General features: G+C 42.0%; 17 protein-coding genes. All 17 read left to right on the top strand.

Going from position 1 to position 18,693, the window contains the following annotated elements; all coding sequences use genetic code 11:
• Nucleotides 1-107 precede the first annotated feature (107 nt).
• The 17 genes from galF (at nucleotide 108) to ugd (ending at nucleotide 18,687) form a co-directional block, all read left to right on the top strand.
• Nucleotides 108-1,004, top strand: a complete 897-nt coding sequence (gene galF / locus P346_RS14130) for a GalU regulator GalF (protein ID WP_032658807.1) — start codon at nucleotides 108-110, stop codon at nucleotides 1,002-1,004.
• Nucleotides 1,005-1,358: 354 nt separating this feature from the next.
• Nucleotides 1,359-2,441, top strand: coding sequence for a dTDP-glucose 4,6-dehydratase (gene rfbB, locus P346_RS14135; RefSeq protein ID WP_032658806.1), 1,083 nt, complete (start codon nucleotides 1,359-1,361; stop codon nucleotides 2,439-2,441).
• Between the two features lie 53 nt (nucleotides 2,442-2,494).
• Nucleotides 2,495-3,439, top strand: coding sequence for an NAD-dependent epimerase/dehydratase family protein (locus tag P346_RS14140; protein WP_032658804.1), 945 nt, complete (start codon nucleotides 2,495-2,497; stop codon nucleotides 3,437-3,439).
• Nucleotides 3,439-4,473 (top strand): MraY family glycosyltransferase, encoded by a 1,035-nt coding sequence (locus tag P346_RS14145; RefSeq protein WP_032658801.1) that lies wholly within the window; start codon nucleotides 3,439-3,441, stop codon nucleotides 4,471-4,473. The genes P346_RS14140 and P346_RS14145 overlap by 1 nt, the downstream gene beginning before the upstream one ends.
• Nucleotides 4,474-5,034, top strand: a complete 561-nt coding sequence (locus P346_RS22405; RefSeq protein WP_071995962.1) for a PglD-related sugar-binding protein — start codon at nucleotides 4,474-4,476, stop codon at nucleotides 5,032-5,034.
• 38 nt (nucleotides 5,035-5,072) lie between these two features.
• Nucleotides 5,073-6,959: a polysaccharide biosynthesis protein gene (locus P346_RS14150; protein WP_032658799.1), complete on the top strand. Its 1,887-nt coding sequence runs from the start codon at nucleotides 5,073-5,075 to the stop codon at nucleotides 6,957-6,959.
• A gap of 80 nt (nucleotides 6,960-7,039) precedes the next feature.
• Nucleotides 7,040-7,579, top strand: a complete 540-nt coding sequence (gene rfbC / locus P346_RS14155) for a dTDP-4-dehydrorhamnose 3,5-epimerase (protein ID WP_032658796.1) — start codon at nucleotides 7,040-7,042, stop codon at nucleotides 7,577-7,579.
• On the top strand, nucleotides 7,576-8,394 hold the full coding sequence (locus P346_RS14160; protein WP_032658794.1) for an NAD-dependent epimerase/dehydratase family protein: 819 nt from the start codon (nucleotides 7,576-7,578) through the stop codon (nucleotides 8,392-8,394). The genes rfbC and P346_RS14160 overlap by 4 nt, the downstream gene beginning before the upstream one ends.
• Nucleotides 8,387-9,646 carry an O45 family O-antigen flippase gene (gene wzx, locus P346_RS14165; protein ID WP_032658792.1) on the top strand — a complete coding sequence of 420 codons (1,260 nt, stop codon included), beginning with the start codon at nucleotides 8,387-8,389 and terminating at the stop codon, nucleotides 9,644-9,646. The genes P346_RS14160 and wzx overlap by 8 nt, the downstream gene beginning before the upstream one ends.
• Entirely contained in the window at nucleotides 9,633-10,607 is a 975-nt protein-coding gene (locus P346_RS14170; protein WP_050597623.1) for a glycosyltransferase, read from the top strand. Before wzx ends, P346_RS14170 begins: the two co-directional genes overlap by 14 nt.
• A gap of 1 nt (nucleotide 10,608) precedes the next feature.
• Complete coding sequence (wzy, locus tag P346_RS14175) at nucleotides 10,609-11,757, top strand: O45 family O-antigen polymerase (RefSeq protein WP_032658790.1); 1,149 nt, start codon at nucleotides 10,609-10,611, stop codon at nucleotides 11,755-11,757.
• The gene (locus P346_RS14180) at nucleotides 11,750-12,286 is read left to right on the top strand and encodes a serine O-acetyltransferase (protein ID WP_032658788.1); all 537 of its coding nucleotides are present in this window, start codon (nucleotides 11,750-11,752) and stop codon (nucleotides 12,284-12,286) included. Before wzy ends, P346_RS14180 begins: the two co-directional genes overlap by 8 nt.
• Nucleotide 12,287: 1 nt before the next feature.
• Nucleotides 12,288-13,298, top strand: a complete 1,011-nt coding sequence (locus P346_RS14185; RefSeq protein ID WP_032658786.1) for a hypothetical protein — start codon at nucleotides 12,288-12,290, stop codon at nucleotides 13,296-13,298.
• 46 nt (nucleotides 13,299-13,344) lie between these two features.
• The gene (gene rfbA / locus P346_RS14190) at nucleotides 13,345-14,217 is read left to right on the top strand and encodes a glucose-1-phosphate thymidylyltransferase RfbA (protein WP_032658783.1); all 873 of its coding nucleotides are present in this window, start codon (nucleotides 13,345-13,347) and stop codon (nucleotides 14,215-14,217) included.
• Between the two features lie 58 nt (nucleotides 14,218-14,275).
• The gene (locus tag P346_RS14195) at nucleotides 14,276-15,742 is read left to right on the top strand and encodes a glycoside hydrolase family 1 protein (RefSeq protein ID WP_084492147.1); all 1,467 of its coding nucleotides are present in this window, start codon (nucleotides 14,276-14,278) and stop codon (nucleotides 15,740-15,742) included.
• Nucleotides 15,743-15,887: 145 nt separating this feature from the next.
• Entirely contained in the window at nucleotides 15,888-17,294 is a 1,407-nt protein-coding gene (gene gndA / locus P346_RS14200) for an NADP-dependent phosphogluconate dehydrogenase (protein ID WP_024908082.1), read from the top strand.
• Between the two features lie 226 nt (nucleotides 17,295-17,520).
• Nucleotides 17,521-18,687 carry a UDP-glucose 6-dehydrogenase gene (ugd, locus tag P346_RS14205; protein WP_032658781.1) on the top strand — a complete coding sequence of 389 codons (1,167 nt, stop codon included), beginning with the start codon at nucleotides 17,521-17,523 and terminating at the stop codon, nucleotides 18,685-18,687.
• The last annotated feature ends 6 nt before the right edge of the window (nucleotides 18,688-18,693 follow it).

The raw sequence follows: 18,693 nt of genomic DNA, 5'->3' as shown, positions 1-18,693 counted from the left end.
ATTTGTAGGGCTAAGGCGTAACATTACCTGAGGATTACGGCAAATCATGCTGGCGAAAACAGGTTTAAGAGCTATAATTCGTCAACCATTTTAAGGTGGAAGAAATAATGATTAATTTGAAAGCAGTCATTCCGGTAGCAGGCTTGGGCATGCATATGCTGCCAGCCACAAAAGCCATTCCTAAAGAGATGCTGCCGATCGTCGACAAGCCAATGATTCAGTACATTGTCGACGAGATTGTTGCTGCAGGGATCAAAGAAATCGTCCTGGTTACGCACTCCTCCAAGAATGCGGTAGAAAACCACTTCGACACCTCTTACGAACTCGAAGCGCTGCTTGAGCTGCGCGTTAAGCGCCAGCTGCTGGCGGAAGTACAGTCTATTTGTCCGCCAGGCGTGACCATCATGAACGTGCGCCAGGCGCAGCCGCTGGGTCTGGGCCACTCTATTCTGTGTGCCCGTCCGGTTGTGGGCGATAACCCATTCATCGTCGTGCTGCCGGATATCATCATTGATACTGCTTCTGCCGACCCGCTGCGTTATAACCTGGCGGCAATGGTGGCACGTTTCAATGAAACCGGCCGTAGCCAGGTGCTGGCGAAACGCATGAAGGGCGATCTCTCCGAGTACTCTGTGATCCAGACTAAAGAGCCGCTGGAGACGGAAGGGCAGGTGAGCCGCATCGTTGAGTTCATCGAAAAACCGGATCAGCCACAGACGCTGGACTCAGACCTGATGGCTGTAGGTCGTTACGTTCTGAACGCCGATATCTGGGCGGAACTGGAAAAAACCGAGCCAGGCGCCTGGGATCGTATTCAGCTGACCGACGCGATTGCCGAGCTGGCGAAGAAACAGTCCGTAGACGCGATGCTGATGACCGGCGACAGCTATGACTGCGGTAAGAAAATGGGGTATATGCAGGCGTTCGTGAATTATGGACTGCGTAACCTGAAGGAAGGGGCGAAGTTCAGAACCCGTATTGAGAAGCTGCTCGCAAACGACTGATATTCCTGCCACGACTTGAACAAGCGGCAGTCATGATTTTGGTTAGATTTTATCAGACCAAAATAATGACTGCCGCTTTTTGCTATTAATTCCATGATTACAGTGGGTTACAGGGTCTAAATACGGATCGCTTTGTAGCGATTTGTGCTTGTTTCTGAGGTCATTTAGGACGACAATTAACGCCAGTTTTTTGTCTGTATCCAGACAAGAAAAATCATTTAATCAGACATCGCTCAGTGCACTGGTAGCTGTTAAGCCAGGGGCGGTAGCGTGCTCAATTTCTGAAACCGTTAATAAATGCTCAGGTTTCAGAACGCCAGTATCCAGACATATACACTAGACGGAACAGATAACGTGAAAATTCTTGTGACGGGCGGGGCCGGCTTTATCGGCTCAGCGGTTGTACGACATATTATTAAATATACCCAGGACGACGTCGTCAATGTGGATAAGCTGACCTATGCCGGCAACCTTGAGTCGCTTAGTGAAGTCAGCAACAGCGATCGATATGCTTTTGAACATGCGGATATTTGCGACAAAGACGCAATGGATCGCATTTTCGCAAAGCATAAGCCTGATGCGGTGATGCACCTGGCCGCTGAAAGTCACGTCGATCGTTCTATTACCGGCCCGGCTGCATTTATCGAAACCAATATCGTCGGCACTTATGTGCTGCTGGAAGCCGCACGTGCGTACTGGTCCACGTTGGATGAGCAGGCGAAGAAAGCGTTTCGTTTCCATCACATCTCAACCGACGAAGTGTATGGTGATTTGCCGCATCCTGATGAGCATCCTGCATCAACTGAGCTGCCACTCTTCACTGAAACCACGGCTTATGCACCTAGCAGCCCGTATTCGGCGTCGAAAGCTTCCAGCGACCATCTCGTTCGTGCCTGGCTGCGTACCTACGGTTTCCCTACCATTGTTACCAACTGCTCAAATAACTACGGTCCGTACCACTTCCCGGAAAAACTGATCCCGCTGGTTATCCTGAATGCGCTGGACGGAAAAGCTCTGCCTATTTACGGCAAGGGCGATCAAATCCGCGACTGGCTATATGTTGAAGATCATGCGCGTGCACTCTACACCGTTGTCACTCAAGGGAAACCGGGTGAAACGTACAATATTGGTGGCCATAACGAGAAGCAGAACCTGGATGTGGTCCATACGATTTGCGATCTGCTCGATGAGATTGTGCCTAAAGAGGGGTCTTATCGCGATCAGATCACGTATGTTGCTGACCGTCCTGGTCATGACCGTCGCTACGCCATTGACGCACATAAAATTGGTGCTGAGTTGGGATGGACGCCACAGGAGACTTTTGAAAGTGGCATTCGTAAAACCGTTGAATGGTATTTGACAAATACAGAATGGGTGGAAAACGTTAAAAGCGGTAATTATAAATCCTGGATTGCGCAAAATTATCAAAATCGTTAAGAGCAGTTCATTTCTATATTTGTTTATAGTTCATTAACTGATAGGGGATGACAATGAAAGTTTTAGTGACAGGGGGAACTGGTTTTCTCGGTTCTGCTTTAGTCAAAACGCTGAGGTCGGCAGGTCATCAGGTAATTTTCACTTCCCGTCGAGACGAAAATATCGACAATGGGATGTACAACCTTGGCGATATCTCTGCACAAACAAACTGGACAACCCTTCTCCAGGGTTGTGATACTGTCATTCACACAGCAGGCAGAGCGCATATCCTTAATGATAAAGCCGAAGATACGCTGACAGAATTTCGTCGTGTGAATCACGATGCCACGATGAAATTAGCACATGATGCAATAAGTTGTAATGTGAAACACTTCATCTTCGTCAGTTCAATAGGTGTTAATGGTAATTCCACTTCGGGGATACCTTTTAGTGAAACGACACCTGCCAGACCCACTTCCGATTATGCTATTTCAAAGCTTGAAGCAGAGGAAAGTCTTCTTAAAGCATTTACTGGTAGCAATATGGGGATAACCATTGTGCGTCCAGCACTGATCTGTGGTCCAAATGCACCGGGCAACATCCAACGATTGTTAAAACTGGTGTCGCGAAATCTGCCACTGCCTTTTAAAGCAGTAAAAAATAAGCGTGCTCTTGTTTCACTGGACAATGTTGTGAGTTTTATCTGCGAATGTGTAACTAATGAGAAGTCAAAGAATGAACTCTATCTTTTGGCTGACGAGATGCATCCTTCAACAGAAGAAATGATCACGGCATTTTCTACCGGGATGGGTATGAAAGCGCGAGTTGTTTATTTCCCCAAGTCAATACTGAAAATGCTCCTTACTATTTTTGGGAAAAAAAGTATATATGATCAACTGTTTGGCGATCTGGAAGTTGACTCAAGAAAATCAAGAGAGCAGCTTCAATGGACGCCCCCAGTCTCGTTGCAAGAAACGATGGTAAAAACAGCGAAGTATTTTATTGAAGGTAACAAATAATGTTGTATCTGGGCATTGTCGTTTTTGCATTCTTTATATCATGCGCGTTGACCTGGGGTTTAAGGTTATACGCCATTAAGAATAATGTGATTGATCAGCCAAATCAAAGAAGTTCGCACAGTGTGCCTACACCTCGTGGGGGAGGGGTGGCAATTGTATTAACATTGTTAGCTGCATTAGTATGGCTGGTACTTACTAATCATCTAAATCAGGCAACATTTTTAGGTTTTTTCGTGCCTGGTTTATTGATTGCGGTTATCGGTTTCCTCGATGATCATGGCCATATTGCCGCACGCTGGCGCTTATTGATGCACTTCATCGCTGCAGCTACCGGGCTTTTTTATCTAGGTTCTTTCCCAAACATTAATATGTTTGGCTACGATGTTTCTTTGTCATGGATTGGAATGATCCTCGGAAGTTTCTATCTTGTATGGATGTTAAATTTATATAACTTTATGGATGGTATTAATGGTCTTGCAAGTGCGCAAGCTATTACCTTTTCGCTTTGTAGTATCTTAATAATAACTATCAATAACTACACTGATTCACCTGATGCAATGACTATGCTTGCATTAGCACTCGCTGGATCGGTCGCGGGGTTCATCGTGTGGAACTTCCCTGTGGCAAGGATCTTCATGGGCGATGCTGGAAGCGGTTTTCTGGGTATCACCATTGGGCTGATGATCCTTTATTTTGCAAAGCTAGACTCACGTGTTCTGATCGCAGAACTCTGTCTGCTGGGTGTTTTCATTGTTGATGCAACTACTACCTTACTGAGAAGATTACTGGCGGGTAAGAAAGTCTATGAAGCACATGCAAGTCATTGTTACCAAATTCTTGCACGTAAATATAAGAGCCATGTTCCTGTTACTATGGTGGCTATAGCTATTAACTTCATGTGGCTGCTTCCAATTGCTTACTTAATCATCTCTGCAAAAATTGATGGAATTGTAGGCATTACCATCGCCTGGTTACCATTGATAATTGTTGCATTCAGATGTGGTGCTGGAGTTAAAGATAAAGAGAAGGCATAAATGAATGATCTGATCATTGTTGGAGCTGGAGGACATGGACGTACATTGTACGAAACTGCTACGCTATTGGGATATGAAAAAATTGTATTCCTCGACGATAATGAATCTCGCTCCGGCAATTCAAAGGTTCGTGTTATCGGGAAAACCTCAGATCTGAAGCTTTATGCTAGTACTGCTAAACACATTGTAATTGGCATAGGTAATAATAAGCTCAGAGAGTCATTCCACCAACAGCTAGAATTGCTAAGCATTTATCCGATAACGCTAATTCATCCTTTTGCATTTGTGAGTTCGTCCGCTACTTTGGGACATGGCAGCGTAGTTTTAGCCGGTGCGGTTGTAGGAGCAAACTCAACTCTTGGTGTAGGTACGATAGTTAATTGTCATTCTACAGTCGATCATGATTCAACTCTCGGTGATTTTGCCCATTTAGGTGTTGGGGTGCATCTTGCAGGGGGAGCGCGTATTGGTAAATCGGCATTTCTGCAAGCGGGAACAGTGGGTGGATATAGTGCAACGGTGGAAGAGCATATCATATGCCCTCCAGGTACTATTTTATAAATTAATAGCAAGCTTTAACGAGGCGACTAGTTTTTAGTATGCTAACTTATTTAATTTCTTTGCCAAGACCAATAAAACGGATTATAACGCTCTCTATTGATGTAGTACTGTTAATGTGCGCATTTTGGTTTGCATTTTGGGTCCGTATTGATTCAATGACGCCATTATCAAGCGTATCTCATTGGTTACTGCTAACATCGATAATAGTGATTACTTTGGCCATCTTTGTAAAACTTGGCCTTTATAGAGCAGTCATAAGGTATATAACTGCGAAAATACTGCTTGTAGTTGCTATTGGGATGCTAATTTCGTCGTTGTTGCTGATTATTGCTGCATTTTACACGAATCTCTATCTTCCAAGAACAATCCCGTTTATCTACTTCTCGTTCGGAGTGTTGTTCGTTGCAGGCTCACGCCTTGCAATGAGAATGCTGGTCAATCGAGGTTTAAAATTGGGAACCCGCGTAATTATATACGGGGCTGGAGCGTCTGGACGCCAGTTACTTCCTGCGTTAAGCCAAATGGATGAATACTATCCTGTGGCTTTTGTAGATGATAATCGCTCATTGCAGGGGCAGGTCATCCATGGTGTAAGCGTATTTTCACCTGAAAAATTGGCCTGGTTGATAGAGAAGTACGAAGCTAAGAAAATTCTCCTGGCAATGCCAAGTGCCAGCCGCGCCAGAAAAAATGAGGTTATATCTACCCTTGAGGGACTTCCGTGCGAGGTGCTTTCAATACCTGGGATGGTTGACCTCGTTGAAGGAAAAGCAAGAATCGATGCCTTACGTAAGGTAGTAATTACTGACCTTTTAGGTCGCGATCCTGTTACCCCGATTCCAGAATTAATTTCAAAGAATATTCAGGGTAAAACAGTCATGGTTACTGGCGCGGGTGGTTCTATAGGCTCTGAACTATGTCGACAGATAATCAGAAATAAACCTTCTCAACTAATTCTTTTCGAATTATCAGAATTCTCACTATATTCAATTGATTCTGAATTGCGAAATTTAATACTTTCGCAAAATTTAAATGTTAAGATTTATCCAATTCTGGGCAACGTTCAGGATATGGCGCATCTTGAAAGGTTAATCAAGGCATTTAGCGTTGAGACCATCTACCATGCGGCTGCTTATAAGCATGTTCCACTAGTTGAATTTAACGTTATTGATGGTGTTCGTAATAATATCTTCGGTACTTTATGCTGTGCACAAGCTGCCGAAAACTGTGGTGTCGAAAGTTTTGTGCTTATCTCTACGGATAAAGCTGTGCGACCAACGAACACCATGGGCGCAACAAAAAGAATGGCAGAGCTAATACTTCAGGCTCTCGCATCAGAGTCAAGTAAAACCTGTTTCAGCATGGTCCGGTTTGGAAATGTGCTAGGTTCATCCGGCTCAGTCGTTCCATTATTTGAAAAACAAATTGCTGCTGGTGGTCCGGTGACGTTAACGCATCCTGACATCACACGTTATTTCATGACCATTCCTGAGGCAGCACAGCTTGTTATTCAAGCTGGAGCAATGGGTAGTGGTGGGGATGTTTTCGTATTGGATATGGGGGATCCGGTCAAAATTATTGACCTCGCCCACCGTATGATTGCCTTACAAGGACTTTCAGTTCGTGATGATAAAAATCCTTATGGCGATATTGCTATCAAAACGACGGGGTTGCGTCCTGGTGAGAAGCTGTATGAAGAGTTGTTGATTGGCGATAACGTCTCAATAACACAGCATCCACGAATTAAGACGGCTAATGAAGTCATGCTTCCATGGAATGAAATGAAAGACATTATCGCAGAATTGGATGGCTCATGTCGCAACTTTGATTATGAGCGGGTACGCGAAATATTGCTAAATGCACCTACCGCATTTAATCCTACTGATGATATCTGTGATTTACTTTGGAAAGAACACAAAAGTTAAGTATTTATAGTTTCAACCAGTATCCGAAATAAACTAACAAAGCAGCTGGTGAGAATATCTTTCCAGCTGAGGGATTTTAAATGAATGTAATTCAAACACCTTTAAAAGATTGTGTCATCATTGAACCTAAGGTTTTTGGCGATTCTCGCGGTTTTTTCCTTGAAGCCTGGCATAAAGAAAAATATGAAAATGCAGGAATCAAAGGTAATTTTGTACAGGATAACCGCTCACGTTCGAGTCGAAATGTTTTACGTGGACTGCATTTCCAGAAAACGAAACCCCAGGGTAAATTAGTCAGCGTAATCAGCGGGGAAGTTTATGATGTTGCAGTGGACCTGCGCCACGATTCTGAAACGTTTGGTCAGTATGTGGGTGTACTTCTTACTGGCGAGAAGAATAACCAATTGTACGTCCCTCCCGGATTTGCCCATGGATTTTGCGTATTAAGTGAATATGCCGATTTCCACTATAAGTGTACTGATTTTTACGATCCAAAGGATGAAGGCGGGATTATCTGGAATGATCCAGATATTGCGATTGACTGGCCGGTAACAGCACCACTTCTCTCAGAAAAAGATATTAAATTAATTACACTTGCAGAGTATAAAAAAACTATATGAAAGCACATTATACAGTGATAGGTGGACGTGGTTTCATTGGCAGTGAAATCGTTGAAAACCTACTGGCTAAAGGTGAGAATGTTGAGGTTCCACCGCGTGATGATGAGACTCTTTTTGAAAGAGATCTGGGAGTTCTCATCTATGCTGCTGGCAATGGTGATTGTGCAAACACGCCGTTTGAAGTATATAAATCGAACACCGAGTTGCTGGCAACACTTTTGGAACGCGCGCAATTCTCGAAATTAATCTATATTTCATCAACGCGTGTTTACATGGAACAAGATAGCGCGTCGGAAATGGATAACCTTACGGTGTGCACTAGCGATAACCGAAGGCTTTTCAATCTTACTAAACTGGTAAGTGAAGAGTTATGCTTAAAAAGCAACCGAGATACGATTATTGTCAGACCCAGCAATGTATATGGTTTGGCATTAAAGAGTAAGTTATTCCTGCCTAGCATAATCAGAAATGCAATCTCGAATAAACATATTGATATGTATGTTGCCCCTGCCTATGCAAAAGATTATGTTTCAGTCACGGACGTTGCTGAACTTATTTACCAGATCAGCCGTAAAAATGAGTATAGCATCTACAATATTGCTTCTGGTGTTAATACAACAGCTGCTGATATTGCAGACTTAATTGCAAGTAAAACTGGTTGCACGATAAAATGGCATGACGGTTTCAACGGTGAATATTTCCCGCCAACAGATAATACCAGAACCACGAATGAGTTTGGCCATGTCTATAACAATGTTTTGTCTGATATAGAAATAATGATTGATAACTTTAGAAAGAATATGACAGATGTCTAATTTTTTATTATCAGCCATAAAAAAAAATGTGGCGGATGAAGATAAAAGAAAAGTCTTTGTTAACTTCTTTTATCTTAGCCTCGAGAGAATCACTCAACTTGTTATCATTATTATCATTAACAGATTATTGATAAATCATTATGATTTTGGTGATTTCAGCAGTTGGCAATATTCTCTCGTCATTTTAGCTATATTTATGACAGGTACATGGATCTGTGGGGCCGAAGTGGTAATTCCTAAATTGCTGGATGCACCATCTAAAATAAATACCACAATGAGCAACGTGATTATATTACGTCTGGCTGCAGGGGTTTTCGTTGCGTTGTGCATGGTGGCATGGGGATTTTTTGCTGCAAGTGGGCTGTCCAGACAGTTCATAATTGGTTTGGCCATATCTGTCGCATTACGAGAAACTTTCATCGTCGGTTTAACATGGTACCAAAGCCAGGCTCGTCTTAAATTACCTTGCCTGGTACTAATGTTAGCTGCAATAATTAAACTCATTGTCATTTATATTGGTGTAAGGAATCAGTTACCAATAAATTATCTTTGGGTAGCATGGGTCATTGAATCACTTTTACCTTGTGGCTTTATCTTTTATTCTTTCAGAAAGGCTACCGGGTTTAGATTTGTGAAGGTTGATTCTGAAATTTTCTCATATCTTAAGATTGGTGTTGCCGTATGGTTTTGTTTGATCATGCAACAGGTCACTATGAAGTTTGATCGTGTATATCTGGAAGGTAAAATTTCCGGAGAAATGTATTCAAACTATGCAGCAGCACTTCAGTTGGTCGATAATTGGTATGCAATATGTATTCTGTTTGTCCAGGCAATTGCACCAATTTTTATATTTAAATTCATTGATATAACAAACATTAAAAGAAAATTGCCATTCTGTGTTTTCGCTACACTTGCAGTAACCTGCGCAGGCGCATTATTTACAACAGTTCTTGCAGACATGATTATTCATATTTTTTATGGTGCAAAGCTTGTTAATGCCTATAGTTATTTGCGAACGTTTGTCTGGTTAACCCCAATTTTAGCTATAGATCAATTGCTCAGCATGGTTCTAATTAGAATGAATCAGCTAAATAAATTAGCTGTTAAGTGGTTAATAGCTTTCTGCCTGGTAGTGGCTGTTGTGCCTGCTATTTATCATTATATGGGTGTTAGTAACATAGTCTTCGGTTTAGCAGTAGTTTACGCCTTCAATATAATTTATTCTACGAGGTGCATTGGTGCAGTACAATGATAAGATTTCAATAGTGGTCCCTGCCTATTGTGAACCATCGAAAGTTAAGCGTTTCATGGATACCATACTGAATATTGATTATCCTGATAACCTTATTGAATTAATTCTTATTGATGATTGTAGTCCGGTTTCACTGGAAGAAATCGCAGCCTCTTATGGAGAAGCCTTTAAAGATAAAATAAATTTTTCATTCCACAGGAATCAGGTAAATTCTGGCAGGGCTATTTCCCGCAATGTTGGTATTTCTTTAGCGACAAACTCGTTGATAATGTTTATTGATATCGACAACCTGCTTGAACCTGATGCAATAAAAAAAATAGTTTCTTTTTTCCATGGTAAGCACTTCACGGCAGCAAGAATTAATATACGAATCGACCCAGCCAGACTTTCCACTAGCAATTACCTCCGTTATTTTGATAGCCGTTATCTCGGAGCGCGTAATATACCTGAAGGGGTTATAAGTACTCGCTTCTTTGCAAGTGACGGCATTATCCTGACACGAGATATCATTAATACAATCGGTGGTTTTGATGAGACGTTCTATCATTACGGCTGTGAAGATGAGGAACTTGGCATCCGAGTTTCAAAAGCAAAATATGACTTTTATTTTTTACCCGATGCAAAGGCAGAAGACAGTGATACACCAACATTGCGCCGAGCATCAGAAAGAATGGTTGTGTATGCATCAAAATCTTTCCCCGTATTGAAAGAAAAACACCCGGAATGTGTGAAGGATAGCCTCTTTTCATCTTACGAAGTTATGTTAGATGATACGAGACTCCCCAGTAAATTACTCATAAAAGTTGTCCATCTTCTCCCTCATACAACAACCCGCAAAAGCCTTCTTTGGTTGTGTGACAAATTAGATGCAAAAGCGATTAAAATTCCCGACTTCATATATAAGATCGTATTGGCACTTTCATATATTGAAGGTGGAAGACTTCGACAGCTGAGGATGTAGGATGAGTATTTTTTTAATGTCCCCAGGGTTTGTGTATGCTTCAATTTGGCTGTTCACAATTATATTATATTCGCTTGGATTGACTACTAATATTAGCCCGCTCTCAAATGAGATGGTGGTGTTTTTATCAATCAATGTTGTTCTGGGTTTGATTTTTTCACTTCCATTTATCACTCCTGGCAGCATTAATCGCGTTCGTCTGGATAAAATTATGCCATCCTGGCGAGCAACTAAAATATGGCTCATCATTTGGTGCTTTGCGATAATTCCTGATGTGGTTGTTGCTGGCGGGATTCCAATGATTATGCAATTTAGGGGCGGCTATAATTATACCGAGTTCGGTATACCGACATATCATGGGATAGTTAATATGCTATTCCTTTTTGTTTTTCCGTCACTGTATTATCATTTTCTTTTGTCAAAAAGAAAAGTTATTCTGCTGGTTATACTATTGATGAGTATATGGGAAATGCTGGTCTTCAGGAGAGGTATACTGATGTCTGGCCTCGTGGAAATATTCTTTTTATTTTTTATTTATAAAAAATTCACTAAAAAGATGTTTATTTACACAGTTTTTTCTGTAATCACAATAGTTCTCCTTTTTGGAGCAGTAGGAGATATCAGGGGCGCTGAAAATCCTTATCAATATTTGTTGTCATCAGAAGGACAATTTCTGTCAAGTTTGCCTTCAGGCTTCACATGGTTTTATGTCTATGTTACTGCTGGCCTTGCAAACCTTGCATATAACTTTGCGCACATAGTTCCGGTATACGATTTTACCAGCTTCCAGGATCTATTCCCCAGTGTTATCAGAAATCTCATTTATAGTGATTTAGGATTCCATGATACCATGGCGTTAGTGGACGATAATGCCAACGTTTCAACAATGTTTGAAAAGCTAATGCCCGATCTTGGGATAGCGGGCTCCCTTATTGTGGTTACATGTTTACTTCTACTTTTTAGTATTGCTTACAAGAATTTGCTTAAATCGTATCGTTATAGTTTGTTTCCTTATGCGATTGCAATGCAATGTGCAATATTCAGTGGCTTTTATAATTTATTCTTTATTCAAACATATTTTTTACTTTTCATTGTTACTCTTGTTTTTGTGAGAATAAAAATATTTACAGGGAGTCATTCTCATGTTTGAGTTTGTTAAAGATGATGTGCTAAGATATTACAAACTGACTGGGCGAAATAAATCAAAAGTATCTATCTTCGGTATAATCTCGGCTTTTTTCGGAATGAAAATGACTCCCGTTATTTTATACCGGATGAGCCATTTTTGCTTTAAGAAAAAAATACCTATTTTAGGAAAAGTTTTTTCTCTAATGAATTTTGTTGTCTTTGGCGTTGAGATTGCTTCTAATTGTGAAATAGGAGGTGGTTTCTTTATTCCACATTCGCAGGGCGTTGTTATTGGTGCATCTAAAATTGGTGTTAACGCTACGATATACCAACAAGTTACTCTGGGCGCAAAAAATATAGATATTCCCTTTAATCACCTAAATCGCCCTGTTTTAGGTGATAATGTGGTTATTGCCTCTGGGGCTAAGGTTCTTGGCGGTATTCGAATTGGCGACAATGTTATTGTCGCGGCTAACGCTGTTGTAATGCATTCCTGTGATAACAATGTGCTACTTGTAGGTATCCCGGCCGTTGTGAAGAAGAGTATTTGAAATGAAAGTGTTGTTTTTATGTCCTCGCTTTTTTAACTATGAAAATGAAATATCTGATGGATTAAGGCGAACCGGTGCCACCGTTGATTATTTCGATGAAAAACCATTTAATAACGTATTTTTTAAAATATTACTCAGACTTTGGAAAGATAATGATTTTCTTAAACGTATTTCAGATGCGTATTTTGAGAAGATTTTGCTTCAAACAAATGATGACTATGACTACGTCATAGTACTCAAAGGTGAATCTCTCAATAGAAAAAATTTATTAAAATTCAAAAATAAATATAAGAAAGCTAAATTCATTTACTACGCATGGGATTCTATTAAAAACTACCCTCATATTCAAGAGTACCTGAATTTATTTGACCGCGTGTTTACCTTTGATGATAACGATGCGCGAGAATATGATTTTATGACTCATTTGCCATTGTTTTATTCCCCGGATTTTGTAAGCACAGCGAAAAAAGACGCTTCAAAGAATTTTAAGCCATCCATTGCATTTCTCGGTACCGTACATAGTGACAGATACAGACTATTGGGGGAGATTTATGAGAAATATAAAAATGAATATGATTTGAGGTTTGTTCTTTATTTCCCTTCAATTGTTGTCTTGGCAGGTTTTCTTCTTACTAATATTAAGTCTATCATTAGGTACAGACTTTTTAGTTTTACCCTTCGCTCTAGAAATAAAAAGCAGATAGCATCATTCTTCTCTAGTGCTGATGCGGTTCTTGATATCCAGCATCCCCGTCAGACAGGTTTGACGATGAGGACAATAGAATGCTTGCCTCTCAAGAGGAAATTTATAACTACCAATTCACAAGTTAAAAATTACGATTTCTATTCAGCTGAAAATTTTTACTTTATCGATCGAGATAATATCCAAATCGACTCTGGTTTTTTTGAAATCCCATATAACTATGCGCACCTGGATGCAATTTCGCGTTATAGTGTAGACTCGTGGGTAAAAACATTATGTTCGACTGATATCAGAGAAGATGTTGTTTAAATAAAGATATCTAATCTATTTAGCTTAAAAGTATTGAGGTAGTAAAATGAAAGGCATTATCCTGGCTGGCGGTTCTGGAACACGTTTGCACCCGATAACACGTGGAGTCTCTAAACAACTCTTACCCATTTATGATAAACCTATGGTTTATTATCCAATGTCGGTGCTTATGCTTGCGGGAATTCGAGATATTCTCTTAATCACAACACCTGAAGATATGCCTTCTTTTAAACGTTTACTGGGCGATGGTAGTCGTTTCGGAATTAATTTATCCTATGAAATTCAGCCATCTCCTGATGGCCTCGCGCAAGCATTCATTATTGGTGAAGAGTTTATCGCGGGTGATAAATGTGCCCTTGTATTAGGCGATAACATTTTCTTCGGGCAAAGTTTTGGCAGGAAACTTGAATCGGTTGTTTCCGGCAATGCCGGAGCTACTGTTTTTGGGTATCAGGTAATGGATCCTGAACGTTTTGGAGTTGTCGAGTTTGATGAAAACTTCAAGGCATTAAGTATAGAAGAAAAGCCAGCTGCACCTAAATCCAACTGGGCTGTCACTGGCCTATACTTTTACGATGAAAACGTGGTTGATATGGCTAAATGTGTCAAGCCATCAGCACGCGGTGAACTTGAAATTACTACACTGAATGAAATGTATCTCGAGCAGGGGAATCTTCAGGTAGAATTGCTGGGTCGTGGTTTTGCATGGCTCGATACCGGTACCCATGATAGTTTAATCGAAGCATCACAATTTATTCATACTATTGAGAAACGACAGGGATTCAAAATCGCCTGCCTGGAAGAAATTGCTTACCGTAACGGCTGGCTCACTGAAAGTGAGGTCGTGACCTACGGGAATGAGATGAGCAAGACCAATTACGGTCAATATTTACTCAATTTAATAAAGAATAGTAAATAGCAGTTATTGTTATCTAACAATATCATATCTTTCATGAGTATCTGGTAATAATTCTAAAATGAAAGCAAAATATTTTTTCTTTACCTCTGTACTTCTGTTACCTCCTGCATTCTCCGGCGAAAAACAGCAATGCGATTTTCTCTGGGGCACGGCATCCTCATCCTACCAGGTTGAAGGTGGTTGGAATATAAATGGAAAGGGGCCTTCAAATTGGGATTATTTTACCCATAATGAGGTCACAAAGTATACCATTGGCACTGTTGAAAATGGAGATATTGCGGCCAATCAAATTTCGCGAGATGTCTATCTAAAAGATATACAACTCATGAAAGAATTAGGTGTCAATTCGTACCGCTTCTCTATTTCCTGGTCAAGGATCATGCCCGACGGAGTGACGGTTAATAAAAAGGGATTAGAATATTACAGCCAACTGATTACTGACTTAAAAGAAGCCAATATTGAACCTGTGATTACGCTTTACCACTGGGACATGCCATTAGCACTTTATAAGAAAGGAAGTTGGTCTAATCCTGAATCACCAGTTTGGTTTGAGAAATATGCACAAGTAGTTTTTGAAAATTTTGGTAGCAGAAGTCATAATTTTATTACCTTTAATGAGCCAGAAGGCTATATTTTTACTCTTGAACCTCTTGCGGCAAACCTCATTAATAAAAAACCAGACGGATATCGCGATGTTTTATCTGTTGCTTCACGTGGAAAACAAGCTATAGCGCTGCACAATCTTTTGATTGCAAATGCGATGGTAGTACGGAGTTACCACAAGGCAAAATATGATGGACGTATTGGGATTGCGCTAAACTTATCCCCATGTATCGACAATGCCCACCCGAATAGTACTACTGAGAAGTTGTGTAACGATCTCCATAACAACTGGATCCTGGATGCTCTTTATAAGGGGACATATCCAGATTCAGTTTTGAAAATGTATCAGTCAGCATATCCTAAATTCAAGCCTACACCTCAAGATATGCAATTCATTACCCAAGGAAAACCTGATTTTATCGGCGTAAATTATTATGGTCCAACATTGGTTAAACATGATAAATCTGAACCGTTTGAAATAGGTAACGTTCCTAATCCTGATAAAAAGCCTTCTGTAAACGGACCTGTCTCTCCAGAAGCGATGGTTACTATGATGAAAGAGTTTGATGCAAAATATGCGCATCCTACCTTCATTATTACTGAGAATGGTGCAGGTTTTGGTTTAGAAGATGAAAAACTTAATGATGGTGTCATTTCTGATAAGTTGCGAGCAGACTATCTCAATAGACATGTGTCTGCAGTTATAGAAGCAAAAAAGGAAGGGTTGGATATTCAGGGGTATCTATTTTGGAGCTTGCTTGATAACTTCGAATGGTTATGGGGTTACAAAAATAGGTTTGGCATAATTGGTGTTGATTTTGATGATAAGACATTGAAGCGTACGCCGAAGTTAAGCTATTATATTTATCAGAAACTTATTAAAGAAAATAAAAATCAATGTGCCTCATTGACGAAAAAATAATCTCCGATTAACCATGTTTTTGTTAAGGTGTAAGTGTGTAATGACCATAATTACCTACCTCTGCTCTCGATTTCTGAGTTAAGATAATTCGATATTATATCCACCGGGAAGTACCCGGTGGGACCACACCTGACAGGAGTATGTAATGTCCAAGCAACAGATCGGCGTTGTCGGTATGGCAGTGATGGGGCGCAACCTGGCGCTCAACATCGAAAGCCGTGGTTATACCGTCTCCGTTTTCAACCGCTCCCGTGATAAGACCGAAGAAGTCATTGCCGAGAACCCAGGCAAGAAACTGGTTCCTTTCTATACGGTGAAAGAGTTCGTTGAGTCTCTGGAAACGCCTCGTCGTATCCTGTTAATGGTGAAAGCGGGCGCAGGTACCGATGCAGCTATCGACTCCCTGAAGCCTTACCTCGAAAAAGGTGACATCATCATTGATGGCGGTAACACCTTCTTCCAGGACACCATTCGTCGTAACCGTGAGCTGTCCGCAGAAGGCTTCAACTTCATCGGTACCGGTGTTTCCGGTGGTGAAGAGGGCGCGCTGAAAGGTCCATCTATCATGCCTGGCGGCCAGAAAGATGCGTACGAACTGGTTGCGCCTATCCTGACCAAAATCGCAGCCGTGGCTGAAGATGGTGAGCCTTGCGTAACCTATATCGGTGCCGACGGTGCAGGTCACTATGTGAAAATGGTGCACAACGGCATCGAATACGGCGACATGCAGCTGATTGCTGAAGCTTATTCCCTGCTGAAAGGCGGTCTGAACCTCTCTAATGAAGAACTGGCTGAAACCTTTACCGAGTGGAACAAAGGCGAGCTGAACAGCTACCTGATCGACATCACCAAGGATATCTTCACGAAAAAAGATGAAGAGGGTAAATACCTGGTTGATGTGATTCTGGATGAAGCAGCGAACAAAGGTACCGGTAAATGGACCAGCCAGAGCTCTCTGGATCTGGGCGAACCGCTGTCTCTGATCACCGAATCCGTGTTTGCGCGTTACATCTCTTCTCTGAAAGAGCAGCGCGTCGCGGCATCTAAAGTGCTGTCTGGCCCACAGGCTAAACCAGCAGGTGATAAAGCCGAATTCGTTGAAAAAGTGCGTCGTGCACTGTACCTGGGGAAAATCGTTTCTTACGCGCAGGGCTTCTCTCAGCTGCGCGCGGCGTCAGACGAGAACAACTGGGATCTGAACTACGGTGAAATCGCCAAGATCTTCCGCGCGGGTTGCATCATTCGTGCGCAGTTCCTGCAAAAAATCACCGATGCCTATGCTGAAAACGCCGGTATCGCCAACCTGCTGCTGGCACCGTACTTCAAGAAAATTGCGGACGAATATCAGCAGGCGCTGCGTGACGTGGTTGCCTACGCTGTCCAGAACGGGATCCCGGTTCCGACCTTCTCTGCTGCAGTAGCCTACTACGACAGCTACCGTGCGGCCGTTCTGCCTGCTAACCTGATTCAGGCACAGCGTGACTACTTTGGTGCGCATACTTACAAACGCACCGATAAAGAAGGCGTGTTCCATACCGAGTGGATGGAATAAGTTAACTTACTCGCTGTAATCAAAACCCGGAGCCTGTCTCCGGGTTTTTTTATGCAAAAAATGTCGCCTGTTATTCGAAGTAGTCTGAATCTCGCCCCGCTCGTAGTGATTACTCCTGGTTTGCCTTGACAGTTCAGTTTGCCAGGAGGTACAAAGCCCAACAGTTATGTTTATCGCGATGGTCTGGCGGCCATCAGTACAGTTAACTCACAGAAGTCATTAGCGAATGAAAATAACAATCTCCGGAACAGGGTATGTCGGTCTTTCTAACGGCATTCTGATTGCCCAGAATCATGAAGTGGTTGCGCTGGATATCGTCCCGGCTAAAGTGGATATGCTCAATCAGAAAAAATCACCGATTGTGGATAAAGAAATCCAGGACTATCTCAGCAACAAACCGCTGAATTTCCGCGCCACGACAGATAAAGAAGATGCATACCGCAATGCGGATTACGTCATCATTGCGACGCCTACTGACTACGATCCTAAAACCAACTACTTCAACACTTCAACTGTAGAGGCGGTGATCAAAGATGTTATCGCGATTAATCCTGACGCGGTGATGGTCATTAAATCGACCATTCCTGTTGGGTTTACCAAATCTATTAAAGAAAAATTCGGTATTGAAAATATCTTCTTCTCACCGGAATTCCTGCGTGAGGGGAGAGCGCTTTACGATAACCTTCATCCTTCGCGTATCGTTATTGGTGAACGTTCTGAGCGCGCTGAACGTTTTGCCGCACTTCTGCAGGAAGGGGCAGTGAAGAAAGATATTCAGGTGCTGTTCACCGACTCCACCGAAGCTGAGGCGATTAAGCTCTTCGCGAATACCTACCTGGCAATGCGAGTGGCATATTTCAATGAGCTGGACAGCTACGCAGAAAGTCTTGGCCTGAATACCCGCCAGATTATTGAAGGGGTGTGTCTCGACCCGCGTATTGGCAACCACTACAACAACCCGTCATTTGGCTACGGCGGCTATTGCCTGCCAAAAGACACTAAGCAACTGCTGGCAAACTATCAGGCTGTACCGAACAATCTGATATCGGCGATTGTTGATGCTAACCGTACTCGTAAAGATTTCATCTCCGATTCCATCCTTGCGCGTCAACCGAAAGTTGTTGGTGTGTACCGTCTGATCATGAAGAGTGGCTCCGATAACTTCCGCGCCTCTTCCATTCAGGGGATCATGAAGCGTATTAAGGCGAAAGGGGTTGAAGTTGTCATCTATGAGCCTGCCATGCCGGACGATCAGTTCTTCAATTCCCGGGTGATCCGCGATCTGGATGCCTTTAAGAAAGAAGCCGATGTCATCATTTCAAACCGCATGGCGGAAGAACTGGCTGATGTGGCGGATAAGGTTTACACCCGCGATCTGTTTGGTAGCGACTGATTCTCT

The organism is Enterobacter sp. DC1, assembly GCF_000568075.1.
In the GTDB taxonomy this organism is placed as follows: domain Bacteria; phylum Pseudomonadota; class Gammaproteobacteria; order Enterobacterales; family Enterobacteriaceae; genus Enterobacter; species Enterobacter asburiae.
This window is presented reverse-complemented; position numbering and strand designations above follow the sequence as displayed.

Bases quoted from the DNA above. Each gene is read 5' to 3' on its own strand.
- rfbA (WP_032658783.1), top strand. From the start codon at position 13,345: ATGAAAGGCATTATCCTGGCTGGCGGTTCTGGAACACGTTTGCACCCG.
- P346_RS14160 (WP_032658794.1), top strand. From the start codon at position 7,576: ATGAAAGCACATTATACAGTGATAGGTGGACGTGGTTTCATTGGCAGT.
- P346_RS14185 (WP_032658786.1), top strand. From the start codon at position 12,288: ATGAAAGTGTTGTTTTTATGTCCTCGCTTTTTTAACTATGAAAATGAA.
- gndA (WP_024908082.1), top strand. From the start codon at position 15,888: ATGTCCAAGCAACAGATCGGCGTTGTCGGTATGGCAGTGATGGGGCGC.
- P346_RS14180 (WP_032658788.1), top strand. From the start codon at position 11,750: ATGTTTGAGTTTGTTAAAGATGATGTGCTAAGATATTACAAACTGACT.
- wzx (WP_032658792.1), top strand. From the start codon at position 8,387: ATGTCTAATTTTTTATTATCAGCCATAAAAAAAAATGTGGCGGATGAA.
- P346_RS14140 (WP_032658804.1), top strand. From the start codon at position 2,495: ATGAAAGTTTTAGTGACAGGGGGAACTGGTTTTCTCGGTTCTGCTTTA.
- P346_RS14195 (WP_084492147.1), top strand. From the start codon at position 14,276: ATGAAAGCAAAATATTTTTTCTTTACCTCTGTACTTCTGTTACCTCCT.
- galF (WP_032658807.1), top strand. From the start codon at position 108: ATGATTAATTTGAAAGCAGTCATTCCGGTAGCAGGCTTGGGCATGCAT.
- P346_RS14145 (WP_032658801.1), top strand. From the start codon at position 3,439: ATGTTGTATCTGGGCATTGTCGTTTTTGCATTCTTTATATCATGCGCG.
- ugd (WP_032658781.1), top strand. From the start codon at position 17,521: ATGAAAATAACAATCTCCGGAACAGGGTATGTCGGTCTTTCTAACGGC.
- P346_RS14150 (WP_032658799.1), top strand. From the start codon at position 5,073: ATGCTAACTTATTTAATTTCTTTGCCAAGACCAATAAAACGGATTATA.
- wzy (WP_032658790.1), top strand. From the start codon at position 10,609: ATGAGTATTTTTTTAATGTCCCCAGGGTTTGTGTATGCTTCAATTTGG.
- rfbC (WP_032658796.1), top strand. From the start codon at position 7,040: ATGAATGTAATTCAAACACCTTTAAAAGATTGTGTCATCATTGAACCT.
- P346_RS22405 (WP_071995962.1), top strand. From the start codon at position 4,474: ATGAATGATCTGATCATTGTTGGAGCTGGAGGACATGGACGTACATTG.